This is a genomic window from Paraburkholderia bannensis NBRC 103871 (assembly GCF_000685015.1).
Lineage (GTDB): Bacteria > Pseudomonadota > Gammaproteobacteria > Burkholderiales > Burkholderiaceae > Paraburkholderia > Paraburkholderia bannensis.
Window position 1 is genome coordinate 55,175 of record NZ_BAYA01000018.1, and the last position, 24,330, is coordinate 79,504.

The following is a 24,330-nucleotide window of genomic DNA, read 5'->3' on the forward strand; positions in this document are numbered from 1 at the left end:
TTTATACAATCTAGAATTATATCTGGATTGCCGGGCAGTGAAATGACTTTGCGCACCGCCGCGGCGTGCCGGTCAGACGCCGGTCAAAAACGCATCTGCATGCCAACGCCCAGTGCAGAGACGTTTTCGTCGCGCATGGTCGGCGCCGGCAAGCCGCCGGGCGGATAGATCGACTGAACCGCTACGCCGCCATTCAGCAGCTTCTTGTAGAAGGCATACAGGGTCGTCGATTTTGATAAGTAGTACGTATAGCTTAGCGCGAACGAACGCAAGCTCCAGTTGCCAGGCGTCGCTTCGTTCTCGTCGCTCAGGCCACCGTATGCGACACCCAGAGCGCCGACATTCCCGGTCGGCACGTTAAAACCCACCTGCCAGGCCTTATCGGTGTAACCCGGATTGTTGCGGCGCCATTGATAGGTGCCGTAGAGCGTGACCCACTTGAATGCGTACTTCACCCCGAGCGCCTGCTCCAGCGTGTTGCTATCCGCACCTGGCGCGACCGTGAGGCTGCGGCCGAGCCCGTAGCTGGCGACCAGTGAACCGTTCGTATACCAGAGCGTGCCGATTTCGTATTTCGTATTGGTCGCGGCGCCCTGGTTGGAACCGAACGAATAACCGAGGGTGCCGCTAATGCCATGCCACGTGGGCGAAGCGTACTGAACGGCATTGTCTTCGCGGGCGGGATCGAGCAGCGGGTTGAAAATCCATGGCCGGGGCTCCTCCCCGGTAATCGAGCCGAGGACGGACCCTGCCGCCATCAGGATCGGATCGAAGGTGACGCCCCACGTATATCCTTCGGTCTGGAGACGCCCGGCGATCAGCGAACCCCACGGACTATCGACACCCACATACGACTGGCGCCCAAACAGACGCCCGCCCTCGCCCGATGTTCCATTGTTGATGTTGAAGCCGCTTTCGAGCACGGCAATCGCCGACAAGCCACCACCGAGATCCTCCTTCACACGCAGCCCCCAACGCGAGCCCCCTGCGCCGCCCGAATTCAGGCTGCTTGCGCTTGTCGTCGAGTTCTTGAAGTAGCCGTAAAAGACATCGGCGACACCGTAAAGTGTCACGCTCGACTGCGCCTGCGCCGCCGCGCAGGGAAGTAACGCCCCGATCAGGCATCCCATGACTTTCTTGTGCACTTTCGTCTCCTGTCTCCAGACTTTTGTCGAACACTGGACGCCACGCAAGGCTTGAACAGGATTCACGCCAGGGGCACCAGAGCCTATCTCTTTTAAAGTATTCTTTTTTGAATACTATTATCGTAGTTACTATGGGTAGGCGGGTCAACGAACAATCGCGTTCGTAGTGGTTTACGACCAGTTAGGGTTCGTGTGAAGAATCGGAGCACGCTCGCCGCGCAGTTTTGATCGGCTGGGGAAACAACGCAGGGGTACCGTTATGGAGTCACGCTGCCTGTTCGCCCGGTTACGACCCGCGGAGAACGGGTCAAACCGGATTCTGCTGCCGGCCAGTTTCTGCCAATCGCCGTATTCGCGGCCGTGTCATTCAAGCGACGGCTTCCGTCCAAAACTTGCCCGACGGCGCGTCTGTTATCCCCAGCCGTATTGGCGCGATCGGAATTATGCATGGCGCGTTTTGCTAGTGTCACCCGTGGCTCAAACGCCTACTATCTGGCTATCCAATCAAACTAGCGAGAACGGCATGCAACCCGGAATGGCATTGATCACTGGCGCGTCAAGCGGCATCGGTCTCGAACTGGCGCGCTTCCATGCAAGCAAGGGCGGCGATGTCGTTCTTGTTGCGCGTTCGCGTGACAAGCTCGAATCAATCAAGCAGGAGCTCCAGACGAAACATGGCGTGAAAGCTTATGTCATCGCGGAAGACCTCGCCGACCCCGGTTCGGCCGATCGCGTCTTTTCTGCCACTGAGACACTGGGGCTTTGCATCGACGTCCTGATCAATAACGCCGGCTTTGGCGGCCACGGCAAATTTGTCGAACGCAATCTCCAGGCCGAACAAGCGATGATGCAGGTCAACATCGTGACGCTGACCAACCTGACACATCACTACCTGAAAGGCATGGTGGCCCGTCGGCGTGGACGTATCTTGAATGTCTCTTCGACCGCGTCGTTCATGCCGGGCCCTCTCCAGGCCGTGTACTACGCGACCAAGGCCTATGTCACCTCGTTCACTCAGGCTATTGCCGAAGAAGTCCGCGAGTATGGCGTCACCGCCACGGCACTATGCCCCGGCGCGGTGGCGACTGGTTTCGTCGCCGCTGGCGATCTGCAAGGCGTGAGCGTCTGGAAGAACGCCAAGTCAGCAGATTCAGTAGCACGCTGTGGCTACGAGGCCATGGAGCGCGGCGAACTGGTGGCCTTCAATGAAGGCAAGCTGCAAATCGTCCTCGATTGGATTGTTCCGTTACTGCCGCGCAAAACAGTGTTGAAGATGTCGCGGCAGGCGATGGAAAAGGTTGCTTGATGAAGCAGGCTACGCGCTTTTCCGTGCATCCCGGATGGAAACTGATCGTCGTCGATATGGGCATCGCACCCGGCGATTTGCTAGCGCTGGCCGAACTTCCCGCCGACCTGTTTAGCCGCAAGGATGCCTCGCTGACGCCTGCCGAATACTTTCGTATCTTTCACAGTCTCGAGACGATGGTCGGGGAAGCACAGTTGCCGGTACGGCTTGGTAGTGGCATCTCGGTCGAGGCATTCGATACGTCGCTTTTCGCATGCCTGTGCAGCCCGAATCTGAATGTCGCACTCACCCGGCTCGCGGAATACAAGCGCCTTTGCGGACCATTGGCGATGGATGTAGCCGTTGGTCGAAACTGTACTGAGGTGCTCATCGAATGCTACGGCTACGATCGTCCGCTACCGCGCAGCCTATGCGCAATGGAAGTGGTTTTCTTCACGCAACTGGCGCGCCTCGCCACGCGGCACGCGATTAACCCGATAGAAGCGGAATTGGCGACGCTGCCGTGTGAGACAAGGCCGTGCGAAGAGTTTATCGGCTGCCGCTTGCAGCACGGCAGGCAGAATCGCATCAGCTTCTCGGCAGAGGACGCCGCGCGACCGTTCCTGACCGAGAACGTGGCCATGTGGCAATTCTTCGAGCCGGAGCTACAGGCGCGACTCTCGAAACTCGATGCCGATGCAAGCGCGCGCGAACGCGTACGCAGCGCGCTGCTCGATATGCTGCCGAGCGGCCAGAGCAGCATCGACGATATCTCGAACCGTCTGGCAATGAGCAAGCGATCGCTACAGCGCCATCTCGCCGACGAAGCGGTCAGTTATCAGGATGTGCTTAACGGCACGCGACAGGAACTGGCTAGCTACTATCTTGCCCGTTCGGCAATCTCGCCTGGCGAGATTGCGTTCCTGATTGGTTTTCAGGATACCAACTCATTCCTGCGTGCTTTCAAGGCATGGACGGGTGTTACTCCAGGGGAATACCGCAATATGCACGCTCGTCCGGTGTGACGCAGACGCAAAATACGCCAGACGGCCTCGTACGTCACGTCGCTGACTACGACATGATCGCCACTTTTCAGAAACGTGAAGAAGATCGCATGTAGCGCCGCGACACCGGTGCTAAAAACAACCGCATCTTCGCCGCGCTCCATGGCTGCCAGCTTACGTTCAAGACAAAGCTGGTTGTAGCTCCGGTTGCGTGTATAAAACAGCGTTTGCGCATCCGACCAGTCGAGCGAGGTCGGGTCATCAGGCAACCGGTACGAATTCGCCATCACAATAGGCGTCCGGATTGCCCCTGCAGTGGTGTCGGTGAGATTGCCGCCATGTACTGCCTGACTGTCGAAGGCCAGGCTCGCCAGATACGCCTTGTCGGGGCGTTGCTGAGTGCCTCTGGTTGCCATGGGTTACGCTCCTCAATCACTTCCCAATCCGGCTGACTGCATTGACTAGACCGTTCTCCGGATGCAAACAACCTTCGGCTGGGTCATCTCTTCGTACGCAAAACGCACGCCTTCACGGCCGAGGCTGCCGTACTTGAAACCCCCGAACGGCATGGCGTCAAACCGGTAGTCCGACGAGTCGTTGATCATGACGCCACCCGCCTCGAGGCTGTTAGCCGCCTTAAGTGCAGCATGCAGGTCACTCGTGAAGATGCCCGCATGGAGGCTGTACTCGGGACCGTTGGCAAGCGTTAGCGCCTCATCCAGCGTATCGATGCGCTGAAGCACGACAACCGGACTGAAGATCTCCTGCGTCCAGAGTTCGCAGGCGAAGCTGACCTCTTCCAGCACAGTGGGCGCGTAGACCGAGCCGGCGCAGGTATTGCCGCACAGCAGTGTCGCGCCCTGCCCAATCGCTGCATCCACGATACCTTTCGTCCGCAAGGCCGACTGTGCCGTGATCATGGGCCCGACGTCGGTGTCGGGCTGCGTGGGATCCCCTGCCTTCAGGGCTTCAGTGGCAGCAACAAACCGCGCCTTGAACGCCTCGTAAATGGAAGACTGGATCAGGATTCGCTGGGTGCCGATACAGTTCTGGCCCGCAGCCCAATAGGCCCCAGAAACACACGATTTAACAGCGTCATCGAGGTCGCAGTCAGCCAGAACGATAACGGGTGCGTTCCCTCCCAGATCCATTGCCAGCTTTTTCAGCCCTGCGGACCGGGCGATTTTCTCGCCCGTCGAAAAGCCGCCGGTAAAGGAGACCATTCTCACGTCCCTGGACGAAACGAGTGCCTGCCCAAGTGCGGCGCGCCCCGTCGCAACCGACACAACGTTCGATGGCATGCCCGCGGCCATCAGATAGTTGACGAGCTTGATTGTTGAAAGAGGTGTCAGCTCGGATGGTTTGATCACGACTCCGTTGCCGCCAGCAATCGCCGGCCCCAGCTTGTGCGCGGCCAGGTTGAGCGGATCGTTATAAGGCGTAATGGCAACGATGATGCCGAGCGGTTCGCGGGTGAACCATCCCTGGCGGTTCTCCGATCCTGCGTAGCCGTCGAACGGTACGACCTCACCCGCACTGCGACGCGCCTCGTCGGCAGACAACTTGAGCGTGTTGACGCAGCGAAGCACTTCCTTTTTCGCCTGACGGATCGTCTTGCCGGCTTCGGCGACAATGAGATCGGCAAAAGCGTCCTTGTCACGCTCCACCATCAACGCGCAGTTCTCAAGCACGCGGGCGCGTTCATGACGGGACAGGTTCCTGCAAACACGCGCACCCGCCCTGGCCGCCTCAATCAGCAACTGCGCGCCTTCCGGTGGAATGTTCGCGACGATCCCGACTTCGGCGCCATCGAACGGATTCGTCACGGGAATAAAGCCAAACGATGACTCTGTGTGGAATGCGGGAACGTTCACGTCAAAGGGCCTCCGGCCGTATTGTTTGCTGTCTGCAGCAGTGATGTCCGGCATACCTTCGCGGTGCCGGCACCTCGGGTTTCTAGACCATCAGTGAACCTTCGATACACGTCACGCAAGCGCCACCGACACGCACCTTGCCGCTCGCATCCAAACTCACGTTGACGCGCCCGTCCCGACCGACGCAACGGCCCTGAGTCGCCACATAATCCGTCCCACTGAGCGGCAACAGACCTCGCGCCCGCTGGAACGCAGCCACGCTAGCGTTGCCGCTCCCACAGACAGGATCTTCTTCAACGCCGCAGGAGGGCGCAAACGTACGCACTTCTATTGCCGGGTCGCCATGTGCGTGTGCGCCGAACACCGTGACGCCCGTGGCGCCGAGACGACGCTCGAATTGAGCCAATCGCGTGAAATCGGGTCGCAGACCGAGCACCGAGCTCGCGTCGTCCAAGCGCGCAATCACCCAGACTGGGCCGACGTCGACGATGGCCGGGTCGCTTTGCACTGACACCTTGCAGCCAAGAATGTCTTCCAGCTCCGCAATGTCATGCGTTAGCAGCGGCTCCAACTTCGCAGAAGGAAGCGCGAACGTGAGCATGCGATCGCGGCCCTGTTCCTGTACCGTCAGTTCAACGAGGCCAGCGTCGCATTGCTGTACCAGACGGCCACCCGCACGAAGCGCAACGCGGTTCGCTTCGAGTACGGCGTGAGCACTCCCCAATGTCGGATGCCCTGCGAACGGAAGCTCACTGCGCGGCGTAAAGATACGTAGACGATAGTCCGCTGCATCTGTCGCAGGCGGAAAAACAAACGTCGTTTCCGATAGATTCGTCCACCCGGCGATGGCCTGCATCTCATCGGCGCTCAACCCTTGTGCATCCAGTATCACGGCCACAGGATTACCCCGAAGGGGTTGCGATGTGAAGACATCTACTACCTTGTAAGTCCGCTTCATGCTGGCCTCTGTTCAACAGGTTCGCCGCCTTCGTCACGCAGGCGAGCGCAGAAATTCAGCGATTAACCGTTACGAACCACTGCCCGCCAACACACCGTCGATCTCGGTGTGAGTGATACCGTATTTCTCCATGCGGGCGCGGTGATCGGCCGACCCCAGATACTTGCGCAGTTCGTCATTCACAGCCTGCAGAAGCGTCGGGTTGCTCTTGCTGAACGAAAAAGCGCCAACGGGAGCGCTCCCAACCTTGCTGACTTCATGTGCAACAGCTTCGAGTTCCTCGTTCGCGCTGGCCGCAGCGCGGTTCCCCACTGCCGTAGCAGCAAATGCGTCAATCGTTCCTGCAAGCAAAGCTGCGATTGCGCCCGGCTGATCGGTGAAAGTTACGATCTGGCTATCGCTCACACCTGCCGATTTGGCCGCGTCGAACTGTATTTGCCCTGGAATCAACCCCAGCCGCGCGTCGCTTCGTGCAGCCACCGCCGCATAGCTGGTCAGCGCTTTCGGATTGCCGCGGTGCACGATGAATCCGTCGCCCAACGTCCAGACAGGTACGCTGAACGCGACGTGCTGCGCACGCTCGGCAGTCGAAAAGATGGGGACGTTCATGTCCCAGCGGCCTTCCTGTACACCGGACAGAAACTCGCCGAACGAGGTCAGCTGAAATTCGATGGCCGAGACACCGATTGCTCGAAGCACGACTTCAGCCAGTTCAATGTCTGCACCTGTCGGAACCCCGTCTTCGCCAGTGCCGTAAAAAGGGGGTTCTTCGATATAAGCGACTCTGACCTTCATGGCTCTACTCCGCGTATTAAGGGGTGAAAGGGTTGGCATTGCGTAACCAAACCGGTGGATCGCTTTGGGGCAATGCCGCCTGAGCGCTTCATTGCAACGCGCTCCGGCTGTCAGGCTGCAACCGCGTCCAGCGCCGACGAGAGCGCAGACAGCGCAGAGCCCAGGCGCTCGGGCGGCAGGTAACCAAAACCAAGTCGGAACACCCGACTGCTTTCACCAAACCATGCGCCCGATGCAAGCTGCAGGTCGTAATCAGGCAATCCATCCCAGAACCGCGAGACTGCTCCATCGTCGAATACGTCGGACCGCAGACGCAGGCAGCACAACGCACCGGCATCTGGCCTCACCCACTCGATACGCTTGTGTTCGCCCGCGCACCAGACCGCCAGTTCCCCGAGGGCGCCGGCAAGCAGCCGACGTCGCGATGCGAGTACATCGTCCCGGTGGCGCAGCAAGACCGCGGCGAGCGTCTCATCGAGTACCGAACCCGAGATCACGGTATTCATCTTGGCGACGGTCAAACGTGCGCGAAGATCGGCGTTCGCTACCGTGAGCCAGCCCGTCCTCAAACCTGGTGCACCGAGCGCCTTGGAGACCGATGCACCGGTGACGATGCGCGGATCGAACGCGGCGAAACTGTCGAGCGCGGCATGTTCACCGTAGGTGGCTTCGCGGTAGGTTTCGTCGATGAAAAGTATCGCTTCCGGGGAATGCTTTTTCATCAAGGCAAGAAGCTTCTCGATGTCCGCGCGCGTCACCTGAACGCCGCTCGGATTCTGCGGTGAAGCGATGCTGACGAGCCGCGTCTTCGGCGACAGGTTCGCCTCGATCTGCTCCAGGTCGAGCCGATAGCCGCTCTCGAACGACAGGCGCACCTCGCGGACGTTCACGCCGACACCGAGCAGGCTGTCGCGACTCGGCGGAAAGCATGGCGTCGCGAGCACGGCCTCATCACCCGGCCGGCAGACTTCGAACGCCAGAAGGAAGAGCGCAAGCGCGGTGCCCTGCGTCGTGATGATCTGCTCAGCCGGAACCTTGCAGACCTCTGCAATGGCCTCACGGAGTTCGATTGCCCCTGCGGATCTGGAGTAGCCAAGTTTCAGTTTCCGGATGCGCTCGATTCCGGCCAGATCCAGGAGTTCGCCCACCGTCAGATCCTGCGAGGTGCTCTCCGCCAGGTTAAGCGGCCGATTCACATCGAGCAGGGAAATGATCTCGTTATAGGGAAATCGGCCGCGCCAATCGGGGGATGCCGACGCGTTCGAAGTTTCTGCGGGCGAACATCCTCGCAGGGTCTCGGCCGCACTCAGGCCCGGTCGCAGGGAACGATTCGGGGCAGACATCGGGGCTCCTTTGGTCGCAACAGGAATAGGCGCATCGTAGCGCTGTGCAGCCGACCATAACAGCCACAATTTTCTGCTAATTGAACCATCACAGTTTTGCTTGGCGAACCGGAAGGCACGGCTAGATAATGGAAGTTCCCAGGTCACGAGCGCTCCCGTGAACACGCCTACACCTTATCGTTACGAACAGCTGGCCGAGCTTATCGTCGGCATGATCGACAATGGCGCACTGGCGCCAGGTATGCGCCTGCCCTCCGTGCGTGCGGTCAGCGAGCAACATCAGATCAGCATCTCGACGGCCCTGCAGGCATACCGTCTACTCGAAGATCGCGGTGTGCTTGTCGCGCGTCCTCAGTCGGGCTTCTACGTCGCGAGCGCGCACCGCGGCACCCTCGCATTGCCGTCGGCCTCTCGGCCGCGCGCGAAGGCGTCGACCGTTTCGATCAGCGGAGCCGTTGCAGCGCTGCTGGAGCACGCATCGAACTCGGCGCTCGTACCGCTGGGCTGCGCGGTGCCCGACACCGCGCTGCTGCAATCGAAGCGGCTCGACCTCTCGCTCGCGCGCGCCGCGCGGCAGCACGGTACGCGCTACAACACCTATTGTTCGCCGCACGGCGAGCCGCGCCTGCGCCGTGAGATCGCAAAGCGCGCGATGCGCGTCGGGCACGCACTCTCGCCCGACGACGTGCTCGTGACTTGCGGCTGCACCGAGGCGCTCGCGCTCGCGCTTTCGGCTGTCGCCAGTCGCGGGGACACCATCGCGATCGAGTCGCCAACCTACTTTGGATTCCTTCATACAATTGAGATGCTCGGCCTGAAGGCATTCGAGCTGCCGACGCACCCGACGCGCGGCATCGATGTCGGTGCGCTTACACGCCTGCTCGATACAGAACCCGTGGCGGCCTGTTTGCTCTCATCGAGCTTCAACAATCCGCTCGGCGCGACGATGGCCGAGGCCGACAAACGTGCACTCCTCGCGGTACTCGCCCGACATGCCGTACCGCTCATCGAAGACGACGTCTACGGCGACATTTACTTCGGTCGTGAGCGGCCGAAGCCGTTTATCGCACTCGACGGCGGAGCCAATACGATCTACTGCAGCTCATTCTCGAAATCGCTTGCACCCGGCTACCGGGTCGGTTGGATTGCAGCGGGCGCCTACTCGCAGCAAGTCATGGAGCGCAAGCTCGCGTTCAGTCTCTGCAGCCCCGTCTTGCCCCAGGTCGCGCTCGCGGACTTCCTCGAGAGTGGCGCCTACGATTCGCACCTCCGCGGTATCCGCAGGATCTTCGAAGAAAACCTGGCGCGCATGACTCGATCGATCGAGGAAAGCTTCCCCTCGGACACGAAAGTCAGTCGGCCAGCAGGCGGATTTGTACTCTGGCTCGAATTGCCGAGGCGCTTCGATTCGCGGGCGCTCTTCGACGAGGCGCTTGAGCAAGGCATTTGCTTCGCACCCGGCGACGTCTTTTCTGCGAGCCGGCGCTTTCGCAACTGCCTGCGCCTGAGCGCCGGGCATGCCTGGGACAAGCGCATGGAAAACGGAGTCCGTCGCCTGGGCCGGCTCGCACACACGCTTCTCGCGCGCCAAACGGCGTTGGTGAACGAATAAGTTTGTGACGACAGAGAGCTTGATGGCTGGAGAGGAGATGCAAGCTCAAATGCCTGTACAAATCAACAATGACAAGGATCAGGGGCAGCGGAACCCACGGACGCTATTGGGCCTTCCTGGCGACGCCGCAATGTCAACAGTGACATGAGCGAAGCCCCAGTGAAAACCTAACCGGTCAGGCGCGAGTTCGAACGGCTAAAATTCCGACTGCTTGAATGGTTCCGCGCTATCCATCCAGTCAGCTGTGATCCTGGCGCTCGGCGATGCACTATCGTCTTCAATTGCGACAAACGCGCTTTCGATCATCGTTAGTGGTTCAAACCTTTCTATCGCAGGCGATACACTGCGACCGAATCGAAATGCTATCTCGGTCTCCAGGGTAGCTGTCATTCCGACGGGAAACATCAATACGCCGCCTGAATCGATAATCCTCGACTCGATCAGCGTTCCGAATGCGGGCACATTCGGATGGTCGCCGCGGAGCCCCCGCGGAGATGCGCCAGCAATCTTCCACCCTGCGGCTTTCTCACCCGTACGCTCGATGAAGCGTGCCTGAGCGGCATAAGCTTCCTCAAGCGAACCGGGGCGACTGCCAAGAGGTAGATCACTGAGCCTCAATCCTGTTTTCCAGGCCCGTTCCAGATGCGTGGCGGCGATATCGAGGTCGACGGGTATGTTTGACACCTCAGACATCCCTGGAACGAAGTTCTTGCGGGAAAACCCAAAGCGCGATTGCCACGCACAACATACACAACGCGACGATCGCGTAAAGCGCAGGCGTCGTGCTGCCCGTCAAATCACTGATCCGGCCCACCATGATCGGGCTAACGATACCGCCCATCTGACCGATCGAATTGATCAGCGCGATCCCGCCCGCCGCCCCGACGCCAGTGACAACTTTCGGTGGCATCGTCCAGAACGCGGGAATTGTCGTCAGCATTCCGACGCCAAGGATCGTCAGAGAGAGAACAAGAGGCAACGTTTCATGTGCAAATATGCCCGCACCCAGGAAGCCAATCGCGGTAAGCGACATGCACCCGGCAAAGACCAGTCGACGGTTCCCGCTGCGATCGCCCAGCTTGCCCATTACCATCATCGCAATGCCGCCTACGAGATACGGAAGCGCCGTGTACAGGCCAATCGTTGTCGCATCGCGAACCCCCGACGAGCGCAGTAGTTGCGGCATCCAGAAGTTCATACCGTACGACGCGATCTGGACAAGGAAATACGCCACGGCAAGGATCAGGAATGCGGGCGACTTCAATGCGCCAAGAAAGGAGTGACTGACGACTTTCCTGGCGTCTGCATCCAGTTTTGAGCGCAGGAGCCGCTTTTCACTGTCGCTGAGCCACTTGGCATCTTCTACCCGATCGTCGAACCGGAACAGCACAATGATCCCAAGCAGCACGCAGGGCAAGCCGCCAATGAGGAAGATCCAGTGCCATGCGAGCACTCCGGCAACACCGTCGAAGTGACCAAGAATGAAGCCGGACAAGGGCGCACCGAGAACGCCCGAGAATGCCAGCGCCAGGAAAAGCAGTCCGCTCACACGGCCTCGCTGTTTGGCCGGAAACCAGGTAGAAAGATAGTAAAGGACGCCAGGAGCAAATCCAGCTTCCATCGCACCGATGATGAACCGGGCAACATAGAATTGCGTTTCGCTTCTCACGAACACCATGCTCGCGGTTGCAATGCCCCACGAGATCATGATGCGTGCAATCCACTTTCGCGGCCCGACGCGGTAAAGAAACAGATTGCTGGGCACCTCACAGGCGACGTAGCCGACAACAAAGAGTGCTGCGCCGAGACCATAAGCGGTATCGCTCAGGGCCAACTCTTTTTGCAGGTGAAACTTTGCGAAGCTGATGTTGATCCGATCGAACCAAGCGAACAGGTAGCAGATAATAACAAGTGGGATCACGCGAAGTTTTACCTTCAGCATGAGCGCCGACTCGGCATCGCGCATTTCTGCGCCTCCATCCAATGCCTTATTGATGAGCATATGCTCCCCCTTCTGTCTCGGTAAAGGGTGGTTGCCGCAACGTTTTGCGTGCAGCGTCCGTGACGATGTACCCGGGTTCTTCCAGGATGATCAGATTGACGCAGGTCAGCACCGAAAGCACTCACCACCCGCGCTTGAGAGCGCGCGATGCGACTGCCTTGGTGTGCCTGCCGTTCTAGGTGGGCTGGGGGTTCATAAGTGTCTCCAACTGGGTCGTCTTTTTAATATTTATTTGAGCGTGACCGGGTAGGCGTGAGAGTTACTCCCCACGCCCACGTACTATCAACCATCAAGTACAGATGGCGCGGCTTTAGTCTGTGAAACCCGCTTCGCGGGCCTTGATGATGCCGACCACAGTGTCGTTGACCGGGGTAGGAACACCGTATTTACGCCCTTCGCGCGAGATTGATCCGTTGATCGCATCGACTTCGCCACGACGACGCAGGTTGTAGTCGAGGAGCATCGAAGGGCGCGCATTGGGGATCTTGCTGCCCAGCTTGCGGATATGCTCGATCGGGTCGCCCACATCAAGGTGGATGCCGGCCGCCTTCGCAACTGCAATTGCCTCTTCTGCGGCCCCCTTTGCAACGCTCCATGCGTTGGGGTTGCCCATGACTTCGCCGATCGTCATGCCTGTCGCGCAGGTCGTGCCCGAGAACGCGACGTTCATGATCAGCTTCTCCCAAACCATCTGGTCGATGTCGTCGAAGATCGCAACCTTGAATCCCGACGAACGCCAGATCTCTGCGGATTGTTCGAGGTCTTCCTTCGGCAGACCACGGTACGCCCCGAAGCGAATCATTTCCATGCCGTTGTGGTGAGCGTGGCCCGGAGCGCGGATTGACGCACCAAAGCCGCCGACAACGCCCACAGCGATGCGATTTTCGCCAAGAATCGCTGCCGCCTTTTCAGCCGACCCAAGCCCGTTCTGGATTGTTTGCACAACCGTATTTGGGCCGAGGAGCTGCTCGCAGGAGCGCGCGGCCGCTTCAACGTCGAAAGCTTTGGTTGCGATGATGACCAGATCGCAGACACCGATCCCAGCCGTTGTCGTGCTCGCGTGGATAGGGACTGTGCGATCCCCGCTGGCGCCTTCGACCCGCAGACCTTTCTCCTGCATCGCGGCAACGTGATCGGGCCAGAGGCTGATTGCGTGAACTTCGTGGCCTGCGCTGACCATGAGACCGGCGTACACCGAACCCATCGCGCCGCTGCCGACGATTGCTACCTTTGCCATGATCGGACTCCTTATGCGCTCAGCGCTGCGACAACGGCTTTCGTCACGCTTTCGGTGTTGCTGTCGCCGCCGATATCCGGCGTACGCGGGCCCGCCAGAAGCACCTTGGCCGTTGCGTTGCGAATGGCGGCAGCAACCTGCGCGCAACGCTTGTCGTCGTGCTGCTGTGCGAGCCATTCGAGCATCATTGCGGCGGAAAGGATCGTTGCGACAGGGTTGGCAATGTTCTTTCCGCTGATATCCGGTGCGCTGCCGTGGCTCGGCTGGAAGATGCCGTGTTTCAGGCTGACGTCACCGGAGGGTGCGACGCCCAGGCCACCCACTACCCCAGCCGCGATCTCCGAGGTGATATCCCCGAAGACGTTTTCCGTCACCACGACGTCGTAGCGCTCGGGGTTCGTGACGAACATCATTGAGCCCGCATCGATATACAGACGCGCCGAGCCGATATCCGGGTGGCGCTCCGCGACTTCGTCAAAGACCTTGCGCAGGAAAGCGTTGCTGCGCAGAACGTTCGACTTGTCGAGCAGAGTCACATGACCCGGCGTGCCGTGCGTCGCGCGACGTTGCTTCGCCTGCTCGAAAGCGAGTTCGAACAGCTTTTCGCTGGTAGCACGGGTGATGGTGAGTCGATCGCTCACCGCCTCGTCGCTCGGTTCGAGCTTGTCATGGCGCCCGGCGAACAGACCTTCCGTCGTTTCGCGGATCACCAGCATGTTGACCTTGTCCGCCTTCACGCGGCTCGGAACGCCCGGAAACAGTTCGCACGGGCGCAGGCTTGCGAACAGGCCATAGCGCTCGCGAAGGTCGATTTGCGGCGCGATCTCGGTGCCGTCTGCCTTTCGAACAGTGGGCAGTCCCATCGCACCGAGCAAAACCGCATCCGCCTGGCCAACGGCTTCCATGTCGGCCTCCGACATGGATTCGCCAGTACGCTGATACAGGCCAGCACCCGCTTCATAGCGGGTGTAGGCGAGCTTGAGATCGGCGTGGTCTGCGGCGGCGGTCAGAACGCGCACGGCGGCATCCACAACTTCGGGGCCAATGCCATCGCCGGGCAGCAATGCGATTTCGTAGTGGGCTTTGCTCATCACTTGTCTCCAGAAAGATTTGATGTGGATCAAATGATGGTCAATGTCGCGCCGCCCGTGAATTAGTCTTTGGCGAGTCAGCCGTAACGAACCGTTATGGCTGAAATTTAGTTTTTCGCCTCCTTGCAGCGGCTCTGTCCTGCAGATGACTGACAAGCGCTTCCGCCGCGGGGGAAAGGCTTTCGCGGTTCCGGATCGCAATCCCCAGCCTGCGTCGCGCCCATGGTTCAGCCAGCGAAACCTCCGTCACGCCCAGGCGTCGGACAAAAAGCTTTGTGAGACTTCGCGGCGCAATGGCGATACCGAGTCCCGCCGACACCATCAAACACAGCGCGTCGTAGCCCGTGACCTGAATGCGCAGGCGGAAGTCCTTCTGGAGCCGGTTCGCGACCTGTGTAAGCTGCGTGTTGATCGCGCTTCCCGTGCGCAGGCCCACAAAATCCCAGGCCAGCGTTTCTTCGAAACGAACGCTTTTCTTTCCCGCAAGCGGATGGTCGCGGCGAACAACGACGCTTAGCTCATCCTCTTCATAAGAAAGCGTTTCCACCGCCTCCGCATGGGGTTCCACCGTGAAGATCCCGACATCAGCGGCGTTTTCCGCGACCGCCCGGAGCGTCACGAGGCTATTACGCTCTTCAAGCCGGACTTCGACAGCCGGATGCCCCTCAAGGAATGTCGAAAGGTCGTCCGGAAGAAATTGCGTGATTGCAGAAATGTTCGAGAACACGCGGATCTGTCCTCGTGTTCCCGACGCGTAGTCCAGCATTTCCGTGTGGATATCGTCCAGATAGTTGACCGCGCGTCGGGACAGATTCAACAGCGCATAGCCCGCCGCTGTCGGCTCAATGCCCTTGTGGTGCCGGGTCAGCAGCGTGGTTCTGAGAGATTCCTCAAGCGCGCTGATACGTTTGCTGATCGCCGGGGCCGCGATATGCTCGCGCTCCGCCGCCGCAGCGATGCTGCCTTCTTCGACGACCGCGATAAAAAGGCTCAAGGAAACAGGATCAAGCTTCATGTTCGAAGATGTGCAGGAAATGGATCGAAAACAATCGGCATGGCAATCCGCTTAACAGCCGCATCATGCACGCCACTCCGAAAGAATCTGCTCGGCGAGGTAGTCGCACGGTGCCCTGGCTGATCGCGCGCTGCGCGCCAGCACGACTTCCAGCTCACCCAGTTCGGGCAGCCCATCATTCGGCGTGAGTTGCACCAGATGTGCCGGAATGCTGCATCGTGCCAGAGGCGCAACGGCAAGCCCAGCATCCACCATACTGAGTAGCCCGAGGAAGCTCGGACTCTCGTAGGACATCCGGTATTTGATGCTCGCGCTCTGCAGCGCTCGCACAGCGAGATCACGCGCTGTGCTTCCGTGCGCGAATACGGCGAGGGGCAGTGGCCGCTCTTCCCATACCCTGCGTTTCATGGAACCGGTCCAGATGATGGATTCGTACCGTATCAGTTCACCCGAAACCCCTTTGACCTTCGTGAGACACGCAAGATCAATCGAGTTGTCTTTCAGCATCGGCACGATCGCACTGCTCGGCAGTCCCATCACGCGGATATCCACACGTGGATGCGTTGCTGCGAACTTCCCAAGCACCTGCGGCAGAAGCGATGAAATGTAGTCGTCCGGAATACCGATCGTTATGCGTCCCTTGATCTCCGGCCGGACTACCGAGGCCCACGCTTCCTCGCGCATCGACAGCATTCGTCGGCCGTAGTCGACGAGCGTCGCGCCTTCCTCGGTGGTACTGACGTTACGGGTATCGCGGCGAAAGAGGGGTTTCCCCATCACTTCTTCGAGCGCCTTGATCTGCATGCTGACGGCAGATGGAGAGCGATGCACCGCCTGAGCGCCCTGCGCAAACGAGCCGGATTCGGCAACGGCAACGACCATCTCCAGAACATCGAGATCGAGCTTCTTCATATGATTCAGAAAAACTGAGTAATTTGTTCAGTTTAATCCGTTTTACTGCATACAGGCTTGACGGGATAATCGCCTGTAGTCAACGAAGCGGAAGGCAAGTCATGCAGGCGTCAGGATCGTTCTACGGATTTCTTGTTGTGGGCGGAATGCTCGCCATCACCCCTGGCCCCAACATGGTCTACATCATGTCGCGTTCGATTTCGCAGGGACGAAGTGCGGGTCTGGTCTCGCTTGCCGGTGTGATGATCGGCTACCTTACCTATATGTTCGGTGCCGCGTTTGGGATTACCGCGCTGCTCGTGCAGGTGCCGTTTGCGACGCGCACACTGGCAGCCGTGGGTGCAACCTATCTGCTTTATCTCGCGTGGCAAGCAGTGCGGCCTGGCGGGCGTTCGCCATTCGACATCAGGGAAGTCAAGGGCGAGCCGTCCTTGCGCCTTCTCGCGATGGGGGCAACCACAAGCATTCTGAATCCGAAGCTCGCGATGCTTTTCATCTCTGTTCTGCCACAATTCATCGACTATCAGTCGGGCAATATTCTCGCGCAGTCGCTGCGGCTTGGATCGATCCTGATTTTTGCATTCGCGTGTGCGAATGGCGCAGTCGCGGTCTTTTCCGGAACAATCGCCGCATCACTTCGCCAGCGCCCGCCGCTCCTTCTGGCACAGCGCTGGATGATGGGTATCATGCTTGGAGGGTTGGGCGTCAACATGCTTGCGGAGACACTGATCGCTCGTTGACGCTGCAGTCAGCAGGATACTTGACTGTCTCTTGTTCAGTGGAAACGGACATGGCGAGCAATATCGCCGAACGGCAGAGTCGGGCCGCGTTGAGCCGGTCACCGAGCTGCGATACAACTGCGCCCCATCCAAACCTCATGCGACGGTAGTCGGCCAGAAGCCGACTTTCCGTGTTCGAGCTCAAGCGTCCGCTACGAGTCTGGCAATAGACAGGCGAGCTAATGGATCGTAACGCCTGCCGCTCGGCTATGCCGCATTGATTGCCTCAATAGTCGAAACCCAAATGTCGCGCAAACCAATCCGCGGCACACCGGCTCGTCTTTTCGAAGTGTTCCACATAGGGCGTAAAGTGCCCTCCTGAGATCATCGCTAGTTGTTTGGGTTGTAGCGCATCCTCGTACGCACGCAGGCACAGGTCGGTGGCCGTCAACGTGTCTGCGTCGGCCACGATCATTAGCAGTGGCGTCGGGCTGATGCGTGCGATGTACACGCCAGGTTCGTTTTCGCGCGAAAGCTCGGCGCTGCGCAACGTCACCTCGTTTCGCCAGTTCGGCGCAAACGCTGCTGTGCCCGCAAAAAATGCGTGGCTGTCGGCTCCAGCCATCGCGCACGGCTCGGCGGGATCGGCACTCGTCGCACGCAACAGGGCGGGTGCGCCCCCTGCAAAGCGTCGAGCTCGATCCGCCTCGAAGCGACCTAGCAGCGCCGGAACATGATCTGCGCGCGTCCTACGCAATGCCGATTGATAACCGCTGATCTGCGGTACCTGCGAAACCACGCATTTCACGCGTCGATCGATCGCTGAAACTTCAAGCACATGACCGCCGCTGAAACTAGAGCCCCAGATTCCGATGCGAGTGGCGTCTACCTCTGCCCGCGTGGACACATAGCTGATCGCGTCGCGATAGCCGCGCTTCTGCATTGCCGGATCGACTTCCTGGCGCGGCATCCCTTCGCTTTCGCCGAAATTGCGGTGATCGTAGACGAGTACGGCGAAGCCCGCGCTGGCGAACACCTCGGCATAACGATCGAGATATTGTTCCTTGACCGCTGAGAATCCGTGCGCCATCACGATGGCCGGACATCTCCCCTTGCGCGGCGATAGCACAGGCAGATAGAACCAGCCGCGCAGAAGCGCCCCCTCCGAAAGAAACTCCACGTTTTGACGTTCCATTGCGTATCCCTCAACAGTCAGGTGCGCCCGAGTTTGGGCGCTCAGGTCTCACGATACGCAAATGAGGCGCGCGGCGCACCGCAGGTCAGGACATGCTCTACGCCGATTCGGACAACCGGAAATACGCACTCGGCGTCGTGCCTGTTACACGACGGAACATCGCCGCAAAAGCACCCGGCGTCTCATAGCCGAGAGAGAGGCTGACTTCGGCGACGGGCAAACCGCTGGCAAGCAACGGCAGCGCATGCTGGACACGCACAAGTTGGCGCCAATGGACAAACGAGATCCCAGTTTCAGCGAGAAAAAGGCGCGCGAGCGTGCGCGTCGACGCACCAGCTTCGTTGGCCCATTCATCCAGCGTACGCACATCGGCGGGGTCACGAAGAATCGCGTTGCAAATGCGTTTGAGACGTCGATCGCCTCCACAAGGCAGCCGCAGTGGATGACCCGGCACCCATTCGATTTCGGCGAGCAGATGCGCGATGACGAGTCCATCTCGTCCCGTCAGCACGCTGTCGAGTGGAATCGACGCGGCGCGAACGATCAGCTCACGCAGGAGCGGTGTCACGTTGACGGCATGAGGAGTTTCGGGGAACCCACGCGGGCAGCTTTCGGGCCGAATATACGGGCTACGCAGCGACACTGCGCCCCGCGCACGCATCGCGTGAGGCGTGCCGGCTGGCATCCAGAGCGCGCGTTGCGGCGGAACGAGCCAGAGCGACTGCCCCATCGTCACCTCGATGACACCGCGCGTCGCGTAGATGAGTTGGGCGCGCGCGTGCTGGTGCTCACCAACTTTAAAGCCGTCTGCATATTCCTTGGCGAGAACAGAGGCAGGCCCAGCTGATCGTTGATAGTCGGCAGGATTCGTACTGCGGGCGGGAGGCTGGGCGTGTGAATATCGGTGGGACGGAACGGGCGACATTGTCTGGCGTGCCGGGCAAAAACGAATCAGTATAGTTCGACGCGCGTTCTCCGGTGCGCAATCAGGCTCCTAAGTAACAGGCGCTTTAAACGTCTGCACCGACTGCCGATTTCTAGTTCTATTGCCGACACTCGCGCGAAACGAACGTGCGGCAGAAGTGGCTCACACTCGGCCGGTCGCCCTACTCCGATACCATGACTGTAGTCGGCCACAAACAGCCGCTCAGAGCCGAACCGCCAGGACGTTCGAACGACCGTTGATGTCGGCAGATCGGCCTTAGAGCAGCGTTAAAGGCCGCACCCGGCCAAGTAGTTTCGGACGGCGCGCCTGCATACCTGCCAGCAGTTCAGCCGGAACATCGTCTCCATCCTGCCACGGTGTCACTCGTACGTGATTACTCATTAGATTCTCCGGTAAACATGATCGCGCGACGGACATCGCGCCCGTCGCGCATGCGCCGAACCACACTGTGTTCGTCTTTGATGTGGGATCGTCAGGGCTTCATGACGTCGCCGTCATAGAGCATCTGGTAATGCTGCTGGCCACCGGCGCGGAATGTATCGAAGCCGTTCTCCAGAAACGCCGAAACCAGATTGGCGCCAACCAGCAGAATGAACAGGACTGCTGCGGCCAATCGAATCATTGGAAACATGCCAGCAGATGGGGATTCGTCCGCACCCGCTCCAACCGTCAGAGCCAGCATCGCAAGGCAGAACATGATGGCTGCCGTGAAGATGATGTAGGTCCACGTGTACATATGCAGCCCCAAGACAGCCGAACCCGTAGGCGTTGTCCAGGACGGAGCCTTCGCGAACATGAAAAGCAGACTGATCAGGCTGCCTATCAGTGCACCTACCGCACTAAGCACGTAGTTCGAGGGCCGAGTGCCATGATGGAGATTCAACAGAAATCCGCTGCCCAGCAACATGAAGCCGACGCGGATGAGATTGCAGAACGCGCAGGGAAGCTCGCCTCGAACGAGTTGATAGTAGAACGCGCCAAGCAGGACAATCGAGATTCCCAACAGGGCCGCGGCATCGATGGCCGTAAGGTGTCGTGTGTCGATCGTCATCACCATGACCCCAGCGTCGCGAGATCGGGGAGGTGATGGCGACCATGATGAATGGTCCATATAACGACCAGCAACGAAGAAACGATCCAGAGAATTCGCGCGAATTTCTGGCTACGCAGTGAACTCAGTGCGGCGAAAAACGCCACCAGCACCGGGATAAATCCAATGTACATTCGACAACACCTTTTGAACGGGATGAAAGGAGCGGAATTGCAGACTGGAATTTATCTCGTTGAGTGAGAGGCGTCTGTTGAGCAACGGTCGAACTGTGTCGATGATTCGCCAGTGTTCTGGCGTGGGGTCTGGAGAGCGTGGCTTGATGAAGTGCCAGAAAACGATCGACGCTACCAGGCCGAATCTCGTGCTGCCCACGCGCACGGCGCGTGCGCGTCTTCGGGCTCACGTAGCGTAGCGCCCACTTGCCACCATGCGCATTGGGGCGGATTATCAGTCCAGGCACCTGATTATCGGTGAGCGGCGCGTCGTCAGGTTTCAGGTAACGCAGCGCGGTCTGTAAGCTTGGGCATAAGGCATTTCCCTAATCTTGACCCATCTTCCAGCCCACCATGGCGAGCCTGGAAGCAGCCGGATCAAAATGGCTTAGCCCAGCCCAATGCCGTTGACAACCTATTGATAATAAAGTGAAATCAGATAAGCACTGCAGACTGCACTGGATGAACCTACACTTTTAGGGGTCGCCAAATGGATTACCGTCCCGAAGCCATCCACACAGTCGCGCTCGTCGGCCACGCCGGCTGCGGAAAGACCTCGCTCGCCGAGGCCCTGCTCCACCAGGGCGGCGCGCTACACGCCCAGGGCAGCGTCAGCCGCGGCACCGCGCTGTGCGATTTCGACCCGCTAGAGCGCAAATATCATCACTCGCTCAGCTCCGCGCTCGCGCATCTCGACTATCGCGACACGCGCATCTACCTGCTCGACACACCTGGTTACCCCGACTTCGCGGGCCTGTCCATCGGCGCGCTGCCGGCCGTGGAAACCGCGGCCATCGTGATCGACGCGCGCACCGGCATCGAAATGACCACGGGCCGCATGATGGCCGCCGCCGAGGCGCGCAAGCTCTGCCGCCTGATCGTCGTGAACGGCATCGACGGCGAAAAGGTCGACCTGCCCACACTGCTCGCGCAGATCCAGGAGGTGTTCGGCAAACAGTGCCTGCCGATCAACCTGCCTGCAAAAGGCGCGACCGATGTGGTCGACTGCTTCTTCAATCCGTCCGGCGAGGCGGATTTTTATTCTGTGGAAGCGGCGCACAATGCGCTCGTCGACCAGGTGATCGAACTCGACGCCGACTTGATGGAGCTGTATCTCGAACAGGGCGAGGCGATCAAGCCGGAGCAACTGCACGAACCGTTCGAGCGCGCATTGCGCGAAGGCCATCTGGTGCCGGTCTGCTTCACGTCGGCGGCGACGGGCGCCGGCATCGCGCAACTGCTCGACGTGATCGTGCGCCTGCTGCCCAACGTGACCGAAGGCAATCCGCCGCTTTTCTATCGCGAAACCGGCGATAAAACCGAACCCGTGAAAGCCGAGCCGCACGCGGACAAGCATGTGCTCGCCCACGTCTTCAAGGTCGTGGTAGACCCGTATATCGGCAGGGTCGCGCTGTTCCGCATTCATCAGGGCACGGTCACGCGCGACAGCCAGCTTTATATCGGCAACGGCCGCCAGCCGTTCAAGGTCGCGCATCTGCTGATGCTGCAAGGCAAGGATCACACCGAGATCGCGCGCGCGGGGCCCGGCCATATCTGCGCGGTGGCGAAAGCGGACGACATCGCCTTCGGCGACGTGCTGCACGATGCGCCCGAGGACGGCAACATCCATCTCGTGCCGCCCGATTTTCCGAATCCGATTTACGGTCTCGCGATCGAGCCCGCGCGGCGCGGCAACGAACAACGCCTCTGGGACGTGCTGCAAAAACTCACCGCCGAAGACCCCTGCCTCGTCATCAGCCATCCGGCGGGCACCAACGAGACCGTGGTGCGCGGCCTGGGCGAACTGCATCTGCGCTACATGCTGGAGCGCCTCACTGACCAGCACAAGCTCGAAGTCGTGACGCGACCGCCGACTATCGCATGGCGCGAAACCATCGGCGGCAAGGCCGAGGGGCATTGCCGCCACAAGAAGCAGACTGGCGGCGCGGGGCAATTCGGCGAAGTCATGCTGCGTGTGGAGCCGCTGCCGCGCGGCGCGGGCTTCGAGTTCGTCGATGCGGTCAAGGGCGGCGCGATTCCCACGCAGTTCATCCCCGCCGTCGAAAAAGGCATTCAGCAGGTGATCGACAGCGGCCCGCTCGCGGGCTTTCCGATGCAGGACGTGCGTGTGACCGTGTTCGACGGCAAGAGCCATCCCGTCGATTCGAAGGAAGTCGCGTTCGTCACAGCGGGGCGCAAGGCGTTTATCGATGCGGTGCTCAAGGCGCAGCCCGTGGTGCTCGAACCGATCGTCGATATCGAGGTGATGACGCCCGAAACGGCCATGGGCGACGTGATCGGCGACCTGTCCGCGCGGCGCGGCCAGGTGCACGGCACGCGCAACGTGAACGGCAACGCGATGGTGATTGCGGGCAAGGTGCCGCTCGCGGAACTCAACGACTATCAGTCGCGGCTGAACGCGATGGCGGGCGGCAACGGCAATTACAGCATCCAGTTGAGCCACTACGATCCCGTGCCGCCCTCGCAGCAGGACAAGCTTGCGGCGCAGCACCGCGCGCGCGGCGGCGAGGTGGAGTGACGCTGCGAGCGCAGCGACGAGTTGAAACTCGCGGCATAATCCCGGCTCCGCTTGGCGCTTCAGGGTACGGGAGAGTTCGCGCTTCATGGCCGATTTGTTCGCATCGCACGCGCCTACGCCGCGTACACCGCTCGCCGAAGCGTTGCGCCCCGCGACCTTCACCGACGTGATAGGCCAGGCGCATCTGCTCGGCCCGGGCAAGCCGCTGCAACGCGCGTTCGCAGCGGGCGAGGCGCATTCCATGATCCTCTGGGGGCCGCCCGGCGTCGGCAAGACCACGCTCGGGCGGCTGGCCGCGCAGGCGTTCGATGGCGAGTTCGTCGCGCTTTCCGCGGTGCTCGACGGTATCAAGGCGATCCGCGCCGCGCTCGAACGCGTGCAGGAAAACCGCCGCACGATTCTCTTCATCGACGAAATCCACCGCCTCAACGCGACACAGCAAGACGCCTTGCTGCCCTACGTGCGTGCGGGCCACGTGATCCTGATTGGCGCGACCACGGAAAATCCGAGCTTCGAAGTGAATCGCACCCTGCTCGCGCGCGTGCGGGTGCATGTGCTCAATGCGCTCGATGCGCGTGAATTGCGGCTGCTGTTCGAGCGCGCGCACGAACGCGCGCTTGCGGATCTCGACTTCGACGCGGGTGCCGTCGACGTGCTGCTGGGTTACGCCGATGGCGACGCGCGGCGGCTCCTGAACCTGCTGGAGCAGGTACGCACGCTCGCGACGGCCACGCGCACGCGCCATATCGACGAAGCGTTTGTTTCGGGTTTGCTCACACGCGGCGCGCGGCGCTTCGACAAAGGCGGCGAGCAGTTCTACGACCAGATTTCGGCGCTGCATAAATCCGTGCGCGGATCGAACCCCGATGCCGCGCTGTATTGGCTCACGCGCATGCTCGACGGCGGCGTGAAGCGCAGCTATCTCGCGCGACGCATTATCGCGATCGGCTGGGACGATATCGGACTCGCCGATCCGCGCGCGCTGCGTTATGCGAGCGACGCCGTGAAGGCGAGCGAAATGCTCGGCGGCGAGGAAGGCGATCTGGCGCTCGCGCAGGCCGTGCTGATGCTCGCGTGTGCGGCGAAGAGCAATGCGGGCGGGGTGGCGTTGTCGCTGGCGCGCGGGTTTGTCGCGCAGGACGGCGCGCGGCCGGTGCCAGGGCACTTGAGCGTTGCGGCGCAGGCGCTGGGCCGCTTGAGCGGCTATCGCAATCCGCACGACGAGGAGCAGGGTTTTGCGGCCGGGCAGCGATATTTCCCCGATGGCGTGAGGCAGCCGCATTGGTATCGGCCGGTTCTGCGCGGGCTGGAAGCGAAATTCGCTGACCGGCTGGACGGGTTGCGGGGAAGGGATGAGGACGCGTGGGAGGACGATTGAGCGTATTGCTCAATCGT

At 60.4% G+C, this 24,330-nt stretch carries 21 protein-coding genes; 6 read left to right on the forward strand and 15 right to left on the reverse strand.

The window, feature by feature from the left end; all coding sequences use genetic code 11:
- Positions 1-83: 83 nt before the first annotated feature.
- Positions 84-1,145, reverse strand: coding sequence for a porin (locus BBA01S_RS25460; RefSeq protein ID WP_027818911.1), 1,062 nt, complete (start codon positions 1,143-1,145; stop codon positions 84-86).
- 535 nt (positions 1,146-1,680) lie between these two features.
- Between BBA01S_RS25460 and BBA01S_RS25465 the strand changes: the two genes are divergently transcribed.
- Both BBA01S_RS25465 and BBA01S_RS25470 read left to right on the forward strand, forming a co-directional pair.
- The gene (locus BBA01S_RS25465) at positions 1,681-2,451 is read left to right on the forward strand and encodes an SDR family NAD(P)-dependent oxidoreductase (protein WP_245641585.1); all 771 of its coding nucleotides are present in this window, start codon (positions 1,681-1,683) and stop codon (positions 2,449-2,451) included.
- A complete protein-coding gene (locus tag BBA01S_RS25470; RefSeq protein ID WP_027818913.1) occupies positions 2,451-3,455 on the forward strand; it encodes an AraC family transcriptional regulator in 1,005 nt (334 codons plus the stop codon). The genes BBA01S_RS25465 and BBA01S_RS25470 overlap by 1 nt, the downstream gene beginning before the upstream one ends.
- Here BBA01S_RS25470 and BBA01S_RS46105 read toward each other — a convergent pair.
- The 5 genes from BBA01S_RS46105 to BBA01S_RS25490 all read right to left on the reverse strand — a co-directional run bounded on the left by BBA01S_RS46105 (position 3,365) and on the right by BBA01S_RS25490 (position 8,404).
- Positions 3,365-3,850, reverse strand: coding sequence for an aminotransferase class I/II-fold pyridoxal phosphate-dependent enzyme (locus BBA01S_RS46105; protein ID WP_084162535.1), 486 nt, complete (start codon positions 3,848-3,850; stop codon positions 3,365-3,367). The genes BBA01S_RS25470 and BBA01S_RS46105 overlap by 91 nt on opposite strands.
- A gap of 45 nt (positions 3,851-3,895) precedes the next feature.
- On the reverse strand, positions 3,896-5,362 hold the full coding sequence (locus tag BBA01S_RS25475) for an aldehyde dehydrogenase family protein (protein ID WP_084162536.1): 1,467 nt from the start codon (positions 5,360-5,362) through the stop codon (positions 3,896-3,898).
- Positions 5,363-5,390: 28 nt separating this feature from the next.
- On the reverse strand, positions 5,391-6,266 hold the full coding sequence (locus BBA01S_RS25480; protein WP_027818915.1) for a PhzF family phenazine biosynthesis protein: 876 nt from the start codon (positions 6,264-6,266) through the stop codon (positions 5,391-5,393).
- A gap of 69 nt (positions 6,267-6,335) precedes the next feature.
- Positions 6,336-7,061 (reverse strand): transporter substrate-binding domain-containing protein, encoded by a 726-nt coding sequence (locus tag BBA01S_RS25485; RefSeq protein WP_027818916.1) that lies wholly within the window; start codon positions 7,059-7,061, stop codon positions 6,336-6,338.
- A gap of 110 nt (positions 7,062-7,171) precedes the next feature.
- On the reverse strand, positions 7,172-8,404 hold the full coding sequence (locus BBA01S_RS25490) for a pyridoxal phosphate-dependent aminotransferase (RefSeq protein ID WP_084162537.1): 1,233 nt from the start codon (positions 8,402-8,404) through the stop codon (positions 7,172-7,174).
- Positions 8,405-8,561: 157 nt separating this feature from the next.
- Between BBA01S_RS25490 and BBA01S_RS25495 the strand changes: the two genes are divergently transcribed.
- Positions 8,562-10,016 (forward strand): aminotransferase-like domain-containing protein, encoded by a 1,455-nt coding sequence (locus tag BBA01S_RS25495; protein ID WP_027818918.1) that lies wholly within the window; start codon positions 8,562-8,564, stop codon positions 10,014-10,016.
- 195 nt (positions 10,017-10,211) lie between these two features.
- On the opposite strand, the gene BBA01S_RS25500 is transcribed toward BBA01S_RS25495, so the two are convergent.
- The 6 genes from BBA01S_RS25500 to BBA01S_RS25525 form a co-directional block, all read right to left on the reverse strand.
- Positions 10,212-10,700, reverse strand: a complete 489-nt coding sequence (locus BBA01S_RS25500; RefSeq protein WP_156966081.1) for a hypothetical protein — start codon at positions 10,698-10,700, stop codon at positions 10,212-10,214.
- A 1-nt stretch (position 10,701) separates the two neighbouring features.
- Positions 10,702-12,018 carry an MFS transporter gene (locus tag BBA01S_RS25505; protein ID WP_027818920.1) on the reverse strand — a complete coding sequence of 439 codons (1,317 nt, stop codon included), beginning with the start codon at positions 12,016-12,018 and terminating at the stop codon, positions 10,702-10,704.
- A gap of 310 nt (positions 12,019-12,328) precedes the next feature.
- On the reverse strand, positions 12,329-13,255 hold the full coding sequence (locus BBA01S_RS25510; RefSeq protein ID WP_052391887.1) for a ketopantoate reductase family protein: 927 nt from the start codon (positions 13,253-13,255) through the stop codon (positions 12,329-12,331).
- A gap of 11 nt (positions 13,256-13,266) precedes the next feature.
- Positions 13,267-14,379, reverse strand: coding sequence for an isocitrate/isopropylmalate dehydrogenase family protein (locus BBA01S_RS25515; RefSeq protein ID WP_245641586.1), 1,113 nt, complete (start codon positions 14,377-14,379; stop codon positions 13,267-13,269).
- Between the two features lie 61 nt (positions 14,380-14,440).
- Positions 14,441-15,361 (reverse strand): LysR family transcriptional regulator, encoded by a 921-nt coding sequence (locus BBA01S_RS25520; protein ID WP_027818923.1) that lies wholly within the window; start codon positions 15,359-15,361, stop codon positions 14,441-14,443.
- A 63-nt stretch (positions 15,362-15,424) separates the two neighbouring features.
- Positions 15,425-16,273: a LysR substrate-binding domain-containing protein gene (locus tag BBA01S_RS25525; RefSeq protein ID WP_027818924.1), complete on the reverse strand. Its 849-nt coding sequence runs from the start codon at positions 16,271-16,273 to the stop codon at positions 15,425-15,427.
- A 101-nt stretch (positions 16,274-16,374) separates the two neighbouring features.
- Between BBA01S_RS25525 and BBA01S_RS25530 the strand changes: the two genes are divergently transcribed.
- The gene (locus tag BBA01S_RS25530) at positions 16,375-17,013 is read left to right on the forward strand and encodes a LysE family translocator (protein WP_027818925.1); all 639 of its coding nucleotides are present in this window, start codon (positions 16,375-16,377) and stop codon (positions 17,011-17,013) included.
- A 265-nt stretch (positions 17,014-17,278) separates the two neighbouring features.
- On the opposite strand, the gene BBA01S_RS25535 is transcribed toward BBA01S_RS25530, so the two are convergent.
- The 3 genes from BBA01S_RS25535 to BBA01S_RS42760 all read right to left on the reverse strand — a co-directional run bounded on the left by BBA01S_RS25535 (position 17,279) and on the right by BBA01S_RS42760 (position 20,190).
- Positions 17,279-18,187 carry an alpha/beta hydrolase gene (locus tag BBA01S_RS25535; RefSeq protein WP_027818926.1) on the reverse strand — a complete coding sequence of 303 codons (909 nt, stop codon included), beginning with the start codon at positions 18,185-18,187 and terminating at the stop codon, positions 17,279-17,281.
- 97 nt (positions 18,188-18,284) lie between these two features.
- Positions 18,285-19,112 carry an AraC family transcriptional regulator gene (locus BBA01S_RS42755; RefSeq protein ID WP_042297892.1) on the reverse strand — a complete coding sequence of 276 codons (828 nt, stop codon included), beginning with the start codon at positions 19,110-19,112 and terminating at the stop codon, positions 18,285-18,287.
- Between the two features lie 493 nt (positions 19,113-19,605).
- Positions 19,606-20,190 carry a disulfide bond formation protein B gene (locus BBA01S_RS42760; protein ID WP_052391888.1) on the reverse strand — a complete coding sequence of 195 codons (585 nt, stop codon included), beginning with the start codon at positions 20,188-20,190 and terminating at the stop codon, positions 19,606-19,608.
- A gap of 696 nt (positions 20,191-20,886) precedes the next feature.
- On the opposite strand from BBA01S_RS42760, the gene fusA reads away from it, so the two are divergent.
- Positions 20,887-22,935 (forward strand): elongation factor G, encoded by a 2,049-nt coding sequence (gene fusA, locus BBA01S_RS25550; RefSeq protein WP_027818927.1) that lies wholly within the window; start codon positions 20,887-20,889, stop codon positions 22,933-22,935.
- A gap of 85 nt (positions 22,936-23,020) precedes the next feature.
- Positions 23,021-24,313 carry a replication-associated recombination protein A gene (locus BBA01S_RS25555; protein ID WP_027818928.1) on the forward strand — a complete coding sequence of 431 codons (1,293 nt, stop codon included), beginning with the start codon at positions 23,021-23,023 and terminating at the stop codon, positions 24,311-24,313.
- Positions 24,314-24,330: the final 17 nt, after the last annotated feature.